10 protein-coding genes are annotated in these 9153 nt (G+C 77.9%); 1 reads left to right on the top strand and 9 read right to left on the bottom strand.

The features are described 5' to 3' along the window. The 8 genes from WCS02_RS14230 to WCS02_RS14195 form a co-directional block, all read right to left on the bottom strand. On the bottom strand, positions 1 to 269 hold a 269-nt coding region (locus WCS02_RS14230; RefSeq protein WP_340294347.1), incomplete at its 3' end, for a hypothetical protein. Positions 270 to 427: 158 nt separating this feature from the next. Continuing rightward, complete coding sequence (gene steA, locus WCS02_RS14225) at positions 428 to 1792, bottom strand: putative cytokinetic ring protein SteA (protein WP_340294345.1); 1365 nt, start codon at positions 1790 to 1792, stop codon at positions 428 to 430. A 12-nt stretch (positions 1793 to 1804) separates the two neighbouring features. Continuing rightward, positions 1805 to 3658 carry a DNA repair protein RecN gene (gene recN, locus WCS02_RS14220; protein WP_340294343.1) on the bottom strand — a complete coding sequence of 618 codons (1854 nt, stop codon included), beginning with the start codon at positions 3656 to 3658 and terminating at the stop codon, positions 1805 to 1807. Then, complete coding sequence (locus tag WCS02_RS14215) at positions 3655 to 4614, bottom strand: NAD kinase (protein WP_340294341.1); 960 nt, start codon at positions 4612 to 4614, stop codon at positions 3655 to 3657. The genes recN and WCS02_RS14215 overlap by 4 nt, the downstream gene beginning before the upstream one ends. Next, positions 4611 to 5471 (bottom strand): TlyA family RNA methyltransferase, encoded by an 861-nt coding sequence (locus WCS02_RS14210; protein WP_340294339.1) that lies wholly within the window; start codon positions 5469 to 5471, stop codon positions 4611 to 4613. Before WCS02_RS14210 ends, WCS02_RS14215 begins: the two co-directional genes overlap by 4 nt. Continuing rightward, positions 5468 to 5608 carry a hypothetical protein gene (locus WCS02_RS14205; RefSeq protein ID WP_340294337.1) on the bottom strand — a complete coding sequence of 47 codons (141 nt, stop codon included), beginning with the start codon at positions 5606 to 5608 and terminating at the stop codon, positions 5468 to 5470. Before WCS02_RS14205 ends, WCS02_RS14210 begins: the two co-directional genes overlap by 4 nt. 59 nt (positions 5609 to 5667) lie before the next feature. Further along, positions 5668 to 6624 carry an HAD-IIA family hydrolase gene (locus WCS02_RS14200; RefSeq protein WP_340294335.1) on the bottom strand — a complete coding sequence of 319 codons (957 nt, stop codon included), beginning with the start codon at positions 6622 to 6624 and terminating at the stop codon, positions 5668 to 5670. Beyond that, positions 6611 to 7042 (bottom strand): tetratricopeptide repeat protein, encoded by a 432-nt coding sequence (locus WCS02_RS14195; RefSeq protein ID WP_340294333.1) that lies wholly within the window; start codon positions 7040 to 7042, stop codon positions 6611 to 6613. The genes WCS02_RS14200 and WCS02_RS14195 overlap by 14 nt, the downstream gene beginning before the upstream one ends. Before the next feature lie 102 nt (positions 7043 to 7144). Here WCS02_RS14195 and WCS02_RS14190 point away from each other — a divergent pair, with 102 nt between their 5' ends. Further along, positions 7145 to 8185 (top strand): DUF1015 family protein, encoded by a 1041-nt coding sequence (locus WCS02_RS14190; protein ID WP_340294331.1) that lies wholly within the window; start codon positions 7145 to 7147, stop codon positions 8183 to 8185. 31 nt (positions 8186 to 8216) lie between these two features. Here WCS02_RS14190 and WCS02_RS14185 read toward each other — a convergent pair. Next, positions 8217 to 9153: tetratricopeptide repeat protein (locus WCS02_RS14185; RefSeq protein ID WP_340294329.1), on the bottom strand; the 937-nt coding region annotated here is incomplete at its 5' end.

Raw genomic sequence — 9153 nt, 5'->3', positions numbered from 1 at the left:
GGCCGCTCGTGCAGCGCCTGCCGCAGGGCCGAGGCGGCCGCCAGGTCGTGCGCGGGCCGGAGCTCCTCGCCCAGCGGCAGCTCGACCCCGGCCCGGTCGAGGTCGACGAGGTCGGCGAAGGTCGCGAGGACCGTGCGGGCGCCCGCGACGCGGACGTCGACGCCGCCGGCGACCAGCCGCTGGACCAGGCCGCGCACGTGCGCCCGGACCGTCTTGGTGGGCGAGGTGACCACCACGACGACGCTCTGGGGCAGGGCGGGGCTCGGCACGTCAGGGACCTCCGTACGCGGCCGGTCGCTGCAGCGGGTGGGGAGGCCCGCGCCGGCCGGCGTCGTGGAGGACGACCGTAACCACCCGCCCCTGCGGGCGCGAGAGGGGGTGGGCGGCGCGAGAGGAGGTGGGCGGGTGCGGGCGGTGTCCGGGCGGGTCAGCCCCCGGGCCACCACTGCTGGGAGGTGACGGAGGGGACCCGCTCGCGCAGGACGTCCAGCTGCTCCTGGCCCCACGGCGTGGCCGCGGTGGCCGACACGGCGGTGACCAGCGCTGCGAGGACGAGCAGCAGCACGAGCGCCCAGGAGCGTCGGGGCTGGTGGAGCCGGGCGACGGTGGCCGCGTCGACGACGGTGCCGCCGGCGCGCAGCCGGGTGAGGAAGGTGCTGGCGGCCCCGGCCCGGCCCCGGTCGAGGAACTCCTCGAGCGTGGCGTGCGAGCCCACCGTGACGATGCAGCTGGCCCCGGCGGCGTGGGCGAGCAGGATCGCGGTGTCCTCGGTCGTCAGGTGCGACTCGAACCGGGTCGTCCCCGGCCCGCCCGCGGCCCGGGCCGCCGGGCGGGTCATGACGACGGTGGCGCCGGTGGCGTCGTCCACGTCGTCCTCGTGCGTGCCGGTGCCGTCGTGCGCGGCCGTGTCGTCGTGCGCACCGGTGCCGTCGAGTGCGCTGGTGCCGTCATGCGGGCTCGCGTCGTCCTCCGCGTCCCCGGCTCGCCGCGCATCGCCCGGGCGGGCGTGGACGACGACGTGCGCCCCGGACGACAGCGCCTCGACGCCCGCCACGTCACGCCCGTCGCCGTCGGTGACGACGAGGTCCGGCTTCAGGCCGGCCCGCACGAGCGCGTCGGCACCGCGGTCGACGCCCACGAGCACGGGCCTGCGGTCGGCGACGAAGGAGCGCAGCCGCCGGAGGTCGTCCTCGTGGCCGTACCCGTCGACGCACACCACGACCGGGCGGCCGGCCATGCGCACCGGCACCTGGGGGACGCCGGCGCCCTCGAGCAGCAGGTCCCGCTCGACCTGCAGCACCGCGCCCGTCGTCTCCGCGAACGCCTCGAGCTGTGCGGCCATCGACCGGCTCGCGTGCTCGACCGCCATGGCGACGGAGTCGAGGTCCTGCTCGCGGCCGTGCAGCGGCTGGGGGGTGTCGACCCAGCGGTCGCGCCCGGCCCCGACGAGCACCCGCCCGCCGTCGACGCGGACCGTGGTGCCGTCGCGGACGACCTCGCGCAGGTGGTCGCCCAGGTCGTCGACGACCACGACGCCCTCGGCGAGGAGCAGCTCCGGGCCCCGGTGGGGGTAGCGCGGCGAGGTGGCCGGCCCGGCCAGCAGGACGGCCGCCGGCCGACGCTCGAGCAGGCTCGTCGCGGTGGCGGTGTCCAGGTGCGGCAGGTCGAGGACCGCGACGTCGCCGGCCCGCCAGCGACCGGTCGGCAGGTGGCCGGGCTCGGCGACCCGCGCCCTGCCCACCACCCCGGCAGCGTCCCCGGTGCTCTTGCGTCGTCGTCCGATGCCCAGCACGTCCCGAGCGTGTCACGCCGGGGCGCGGACCTCCGGCTGCCGTGCCGAGGGCCCACCGCGCCGTCGGGTGCCGCGCGAGGGGCTCCCACCGGCCGTCCCGCCGGTCCCGACGGTCCCGTCTGCCGCACCGCCGGAGGCACCACGCACCGCGGCGACGCCACCCCCGCCGGCCTCGCGACCGTCGGCGCGCATCTGGGCGGCGGTGCCGAGCAGCTCCCGCGCGTGGGCGGCGGCCGTCCCGGACGAGCCGAGCCCGGCCAGCATGCGCGCCACCTCGACAACCCGGTCCTCGCCCACGACGGCGCGCACGTCGGACACCGTGCCGGTGCCGTCGTCGGCCTTGCGGACGACGAGGTGGGAGTCGGCGAACGCGGCGACCTGCGGCAGGTGGGTGACGACGACCACCTGGCCGCCGTCCGCGAGCCGGCCCAGGCGCCGGCCGATCTCGACGGCCGCCTCGCCGCCGACACCGGAGTCCACCTCGTCGAAGACGTACGTGCCCACGGGCTGCTCGGCCGTGGTGACGACCTCGACGGCGAGCATCACGCGCGACAGCTCGCCCCCGGAGGCCGAGCGCGCCAGCGGGCGGGGCTCGGCGCCGGAGTGGGCGGCGAGCAGGAACGTCACGTCGTCGGCGCCGTCCGGGCCGGCTTCGGTGCGGCTGACGTCGACGGTGAGCCGGGCGCGCCCGAGCGCGAGCTGCGCGAGCTCGGTGGTGACCTGCCCGCCGAGCCGGTCGGCTGCCGCCGCGCGCGAGGCGTGCACCCGGTCGGCCAGGTCCTCCAGCGCCGAGTCGGCGGCCCGGACCTGCTCGCGCAGCCGCTGCGGCAGGCCGTCGTCCTCGAGCTCGTCGAGGCGGCTGCGGGAGCGGGTCGCCCAGGTCTCGGCGGAGGCCAGGTCGCCGTGCGACCGCAGCAGCGGGGCCAGGTCCGCCCGGCGGGCGTCGACATCGGCGAGCCGCGAGGGGTCGGCGTCGACGCCCGAGGCGTACCCGGCCAGGTCCGTGCCCAGGTCGGTCGTCAGGTACGACAGCTCGGCCACGCGGTCGGCGAGCTCGGCCGCGGCCGGGTCGTGCTCGCGGACCGCGGCCAGCGCGGCGCGAGCGGCGGCCAACAGCCCCTGGGCGCCCGGTGTGGTGCCCTCGTCGTCCCCGGCCACCGCCTCCAGGGCCTCGACGGCCGCGCGCTGGAGCTCGTCGGCGTGGGCCAGCCGCTCCCACTCCTCCCGCAGCTCGTCGTCCTCCCCGTCCCGGGGGGCGACGCGGTCGTACTCGCCCAGCGCCAGGCGCAGCATCTGCGCCTCCTGGGCCCGCTCCCGGCTCTGCGCCTCGAGCACCTGCAGCTCCTCGCGCAGCCGACGCCGCGTGGCCCACGCCACGCGGTAGCCGTCGAGCAGGACCAGGTGCTCGGGCCCGGCGAAGGCGTCGAGCAGCTCGCGCTGGTGCGTCGTCGAGCGCAGCCGCAGCTGGTCGGACTGCCCGTGGACCGTGACCTCCTGCTCGGTGACGGCCCCGAGGACCGACACCGGCACGGGACGCCCGCCCACCCAGGCGCGGGCACGGCCGTCCGCGGGGACCGAGCGCGACAGCAGCAGCCCGTCCTCGTCGAGCTCGCCGCCCGCCTCGGTGGCCAGCCGGCCGGACTCCGCACCGGGGCGGACCCGCAGCAGCCCGTCCACGACGGCGGCGGTGGCGCCGGCTCGGACGACGCCGGGGTCGGCGCGCGTGCCGAGCAGCAGGCCTAGGGCCGTGACGACCATGGTCTTGCCCGCGCCGGTCTCGCCGGTGAGGACGTTGAGCCCCGGGTGCAGGGGCAGCGTCGCGTCGGCGATGACGCCGAGGTCGCGGATGCGGAGCTCCTCGATCACGCGCCGGCCCCCGGGCCGCGCCAGCCGTTGACGGGCAGCTGGAACCGTTGCACGAGCCGCTCGGTGAACCCGGTCGCTGCCAGCCGGGCCAGGCGCACGGGCACCTCGCCGCGGCGCACCTCGACGCGGGCCCGCTCGGGCAGCTCGACCGAGCGCCGGCCGTCCGCCCACAGGACGCCCGGCCCGCCGAGACCCGGCACGGTCTCCACGGCCACCGTGCTGCTGGTGCCCACCAGCAGGGGCCGGGCGAACAGGGCGTGGGCGCTGAGCGGGACGACGAGCATGGCCTCGACCTCGGGCCAGACGACCGGCCCGCCGGCCGAGAACGCGTACGCGGTCGACCCGGTGGGGGTGGCCACGACCAGGCCGTCGCAGCCGAACCGGGTGAGCGGGCGGCCGTCGACCTCCAGGACGATCTCGAGCATCCGCTGGCGGCTGGCCTTCTCCACGGCGATCTCGTTGAGCGCCCAGGTGCGGGCCACCTCGCGGCCGGCATCCAGGACGGAGACGTCGACGGTCATCCGCTCGTCGATCTCGTAGTCGGCGGCCAGCAACCGGTCGACGGTGTCCGACAGGCCGTCCAGCTCGCTCTCGGCGAGGAAGCCGACGTGCCCGAGGTTGACCCCGAGCAGGGGCGCCGGGGTGCCGCGGACGATCTCGGCCGCGCGGAGGATCGTGCCGTCGCCACCGAGGACGAGCACGAGGTCGACGGTGTTCAGCACCTCCGCCGAGGGCGCCCCCACCTCGTCCACCGGTACGGCCCGGAACGTCCCGCTGACGTCGGCGGAGCGCATCGCGGCGGACAGCACGTGGGCCTGGTCCTCGCCGACGACGACGTCGACCCCCGCCGCGGCGAGCGCGCACACCACGGAGACCGTCGCCTGCAGCGCCTGCTCGCGGCCGGTGTGGGCGATGACGAGCACGCTGCGCGGCACGTCGGCGGGCCGGACGGTCATGACGTCGCCCCCGGGCCGGCGCCGGCGGTGTGCGCGGGTGCGCCCTCGGGCCCCTCGGCGACGGCGCGGGCGACCTCGCTGCGGACCTGCTCGCTGCTGCCCGGCTCGCCCGGGGCGAGCAGGACGAAGTACTCGACGTTGCCCGACGGGCCGGGCAGCGGGCTCGCGGTGGCGGCGACCAGCCGGCGGCCGAGGCCGTGCGCGACGTCGACGACCGACACCACGGCGTCGGCGCGCAGGCCGGGGTCGCGGACGACCCCGCCCGTGCCGACCCGGTCGCGGCCCACCTCGAACTGCGGCTTGACCATGACCAGCAGCTCCGCGCCCGGGTCGGACGCGGCGACGAGCGCGGGCAGGACGAGGCCGAGGGAGATGAAGGACAGGTCGGCGACGACGAGCGAGGGCGCGGGGTCGAGCGACCCGGCGACCAGGTCTCGCACGTTGGTGCGCTCGCGGACGAGGACCCGGGGGTCGGTGCGCAGCGGCCACGCGAGCTGGCCGTAGCCCACGTCGACCGCGTGGACGGCGGCGGCCCCGCGGGCCAGCAGCATCTGCGTGAACCCGCCCGTGCTCGCCCCGGCGTCCAGGCACACCCGTCCTTGGACCTCGGGCGCGAGACCCCGTGCCGCGAGCGCGTCCAGGGCGCCGTCCAGCTTGCCGGCGCCGCGCCCGACCCAGGAGTCCGAGGGCTCGGGGTCGGTCACGAGGACCGCTGCGGCGGCGTCGACCTGGGTGGCGGGCTTGTCGGCCCGGCGGCCGCCCACGCTGACCCGGCCGGCACCCACCAGCTCGGCCGCGTGGTCGCGGCTGCGCGCCAGGCCACGCCGGACCAGCTCGGCGTCGAGACGGCGCCTCACGCCCGCCCGACCCCGGGAGAGGCCGCACCGAGGCGTGCGTCCAGCGCCTCCGCCGTCGCCTCGAGCCGGGCCACCGCCGCGGTGAGGTCCTCGAGGTCCTCCACCGCGTCCCTCCCCTGGCTCGCGTCCGGCTGCATGGCCACGACGGTACCGGCCACCCGGGACACCGACCCGGTCGGCACGACCCTGGGGACGGCTAGGCCGCGCCTGGGGACAACCGCGCCGACCACTCCTGCAGCAGGGCCGCCCGGTCGTCCGCCACCGAGGCGTCCCCCGGGGAGGTGGTGAGCGCGTCCAGCGCGTCCCAGGCCTCGTGCAGGGCGGCGGTGGCCTCGTCGGCCCGCTCCCGGGTCGGGGAGTCCCACAGGTCGTCCAGGGTGAGCAGGACCCGGTCGGGGCGCAGGGCCGGCTCCGCCGCCAGCGCGTCGTCGAGCCCGTGGACCCCGGTGAGCACGAGCGCCGTGGTGAACCCCGCCGCGCGACCGCCCGCGATGTCGGTGTCGAGCCGGTCGCCGACGACGAGCGGGGCCGACGCCCCCGCCGACCGGGCCGCGGACAGGAAGAGGAAGGGCTCGGGCTTGCCCGCCACGAAGTCGGGCCGGCGTCCCGAGGCCTCGGCGACGGCGTGGACGAGCAGCCCGTTGCCCGGGGCGACGCCGTCGGCGGTCGGGATGGTCAGGTCCAGGTTGGAGGCCACCCAGGTCACCCCGGCGCGCACCCACCGGGTCGCCGCCGCGAGGTGGCGCCAGCCGAGGTCCGGCGAGAAGCCCTGGACCACGGCGTCCGGGCGCTCCTGCACCTCCAGGACCGGCACCGCCCGCAGGCCGGCCTCCTCCACCGCACGCAGCAGCCCCGTGCCGCCGACCACCGCGACGGTGCCGCCGGCGGGCACGCCCACCCGGTCGACGAGGAGCTCGGCCGCGGCGCGGGGGGACCCCAGCACCTCCTCGGCGGCGGCCTCCACCCCGACGGACACGAGCTTGTCCGCGACCTGCTGCGGCGTGCGCGAGGCGTTGTTGGTGACGAAGCGCACGGGGGTGCCCTCCTGCCGGAGCCGGGCCATGGCCTCGGGGGCGCGGGGCACGGCCCTGTCGCCGGCGTAGACGACGCCGTCCAGGTCGAGGAGGACCGCGTCGTGCTCAGCCGTCGGCACGGTCGCCCTTCCCGGTGACCAGCCGGGCCCGCTGGAGCAGCTGCTCGTACTCCGCGCGCCCGGGACGCATGACCGTGGCCATGGTCAGGTGGGGCAGCGCCTCCTTGTAGCGGCCCAGCCGGACCAGGCTCGCGCCGAGCCCGAAGCGGGCGTAGTCGGAGTCGGGGGCGAGGTCGACGAGGCTGGCGAACAGGTCGCAGGCCACGGCGAAGCGGCCGTTCTCGAACTCGGCGCGGGCGAGGGTCTCGGTGAGCTCGCGCGAGCCCGGCTCCTCCTCGTGGGCGTGGCGCAGCAGCGTCGCGGCCGCGCCGGTGTCGCCGGAGGCCAGCAGGTCCCGCCCCCGGGCCAGCCAGTCGTACACCTCGCCCGCGGGACGCCGGACCCCGTCGCCCTGCCCCCTGGCCTGCTCGTCCGTCATCGTCGCCACGTCCTCACCACGTCCGTCCTCCTCCGTGCTGCCCCTGCCGTCACCGGTCGCCGCCCGTCGGGCCGAGGTCCCCCGGACCGTACGATGCCCCGCATGATCACCGGGACGGCGGGGGTCTCGCCGGTCCGGCTCCTCCATCCTGACCCCGAGACGGCCCGGCAGGACAGCCGTCTCACGGAGCTCGGCTGGGTGCCGTCCGGGCGCGACCTCCTGGCCCCGCCCGCCGTCTACGCCGTCGAGCTGGACTCCCCCGTGGCCCGGGTCCGCGGCGTGGTCGCCGCGTGGGAGGTCCTCGACCCGCCGGCCGGCGGCGGGCTCGTGCCGCACGAGCAGACCGACGCGCGCGCGGTGCGGCGCCGGGTCCGCGCCCTCCGCACCGCCCACCTGGACCGGGACCCGCTGCTGCTCACCCACCGCGGGGGCGGCGCCGTGCGCCGGGCCGTCGACGCCACGGCCACCCCGGTGTACGAGGTCACCGACCGGCAGCGGCACGTCCGGGTGCTGCAGCTGCCCGACGACGCCGGGCAGGAGGTGCTCGGGCTGCTGACCGGGGAGGACTACCTCGTCGCGGACGGGCACCACCGGCTGGCGGCGGCCGCGCAGCTGCGCGCGGAGGGGGTGGCCTCCCAGGTGACGGCGCTGGTCGTCGACGCCGACGACACCCCGCTCGTGCTGGGGCCGATCCACCGGGTGCTGCTCGACGAGCAGGGCCGCGACCGGGTGGACGAGGCGATGGTGGCCTCGGTGCTCGACCGGTGCAGCGGCGCGGGCGCGCTCGTCGTCGAGCACGACGACGCCGAGGCCGGTGACGCCTCCGTGGTGCTCGTGCACGGCGCCCGCCGGTGGACCGTGACGTGGCCCGAGCGCCCGCGCACGGACGTCACGACCCTGGTCGAGCACGTCCTGGACGACACGGCCCGCTCGCGCACCCGGCGGGAGCCGGACACCCGGGTGGCCACGGCGGCGGCCGAGCACGGCGCCCTCACGTGCCTGCTGCCCCCGCCCGACCTGGACGAGGTCCTGGCGCTGGCGCGGCGGGGGGCGCTGCTGCCCTACAAGGCCACGGCCTTCGAGCCCAAGCTGCCGCCGGGGTCGCTGGTCAGGCCGCTGCCGGCCTGGACGCCGCGGTCCTGACGGGCGGGGCCTGGGCCCCGCCCGTCGTGGGTCAGCTGCGGGGACCCTGCCGGTCGTCCCGGTCACGGCGCTCCTCGCGGCCGTCGTGGCCCCCGTCGGCGTCGTCAGGACCCAGGTCGACGAACTCGCCGACCCCGTCGCCGGCGTCGTAGGCGTCCGGGTCGTCCTGGGCCATGCCCTCGCGGTCGTAGGCCACGGCGTCGGGCAGGTCGTCCTCGGGGTCGGGGGCGGCCGGGTGGCGCGCGGCCGTGGCCCGCCACGTCTCCGCGTCCTCCTCGCGCCCTGCCAGGGCGAGGGCCTCGGCGTAGCCCGAGACGAGCCGGTAGTGCCACTCCTGCCGGTGGGCTGCGGTCAGCTCCGGCACCTGGAGGGTGAGGACGGCGGCGTCGGCCTGACCGAGGTCCTGCCGGGCGCCCGCGGCGACCAGCAGCATCTCGACCCGTCCCTCGAGGTCGAGGCGCGAGGCCTCCGGGGAGGCAGCGAGCTCGAGAGCACGCTCGGGACGGCCCAGACCCCGCTCGCAGTCGGCCAGCACGGGGAGGATGTCGTCGTTGCCGGAGATGCGGCGCGCGGCCTTGAGGTCCTTGGACGCGAGCTCGTACTCCCCGCAGCGGTAGGCGATGATCCCCGCCGCCTCGCGGGCCGCAGCCAGCCGGGCACCGACGACGCGCACGACGCCGACGTGGGACAGGGCGGTGGCGTAGTCGCCCTCGTCCGCGGCGACGTAGGCAGCGACGAGCCGGCGCGCGACCTCGGAGGAGCGGCGCTCACCCAGGGCCTCGAACTCCCGGAGCACGTGCTTGTCCAAGGCTCCCTCGGTGGCCCAGTCCGGGATCGGGGGGCCGAAGGGGACGACGGTCCGCTCGTTGCGCTCGTCCCGGCCGTGGGGGCCGGGCGCGGTGTCGCGCGCGCCGGCGCGGGGAGGACCCGACCGGCCGGGGCCGCCGGAGCGCTCGGGGCGACCGCCG

Origin of the sequence: Aquipuribacter hungaricus, assembly GCF_037860755.1 — a bacterium.
Taxonomy (GTDB): domain Bacteria; phylum Actinomycetota; class Actinomycetes; order Actinomycetales; family JBBAYJ01; genus Aquipuribacter; species Aquipuribacter hungaricus.
This window is presented reverse-complemented; position numbering and strand designations above follow the sequence as displayed.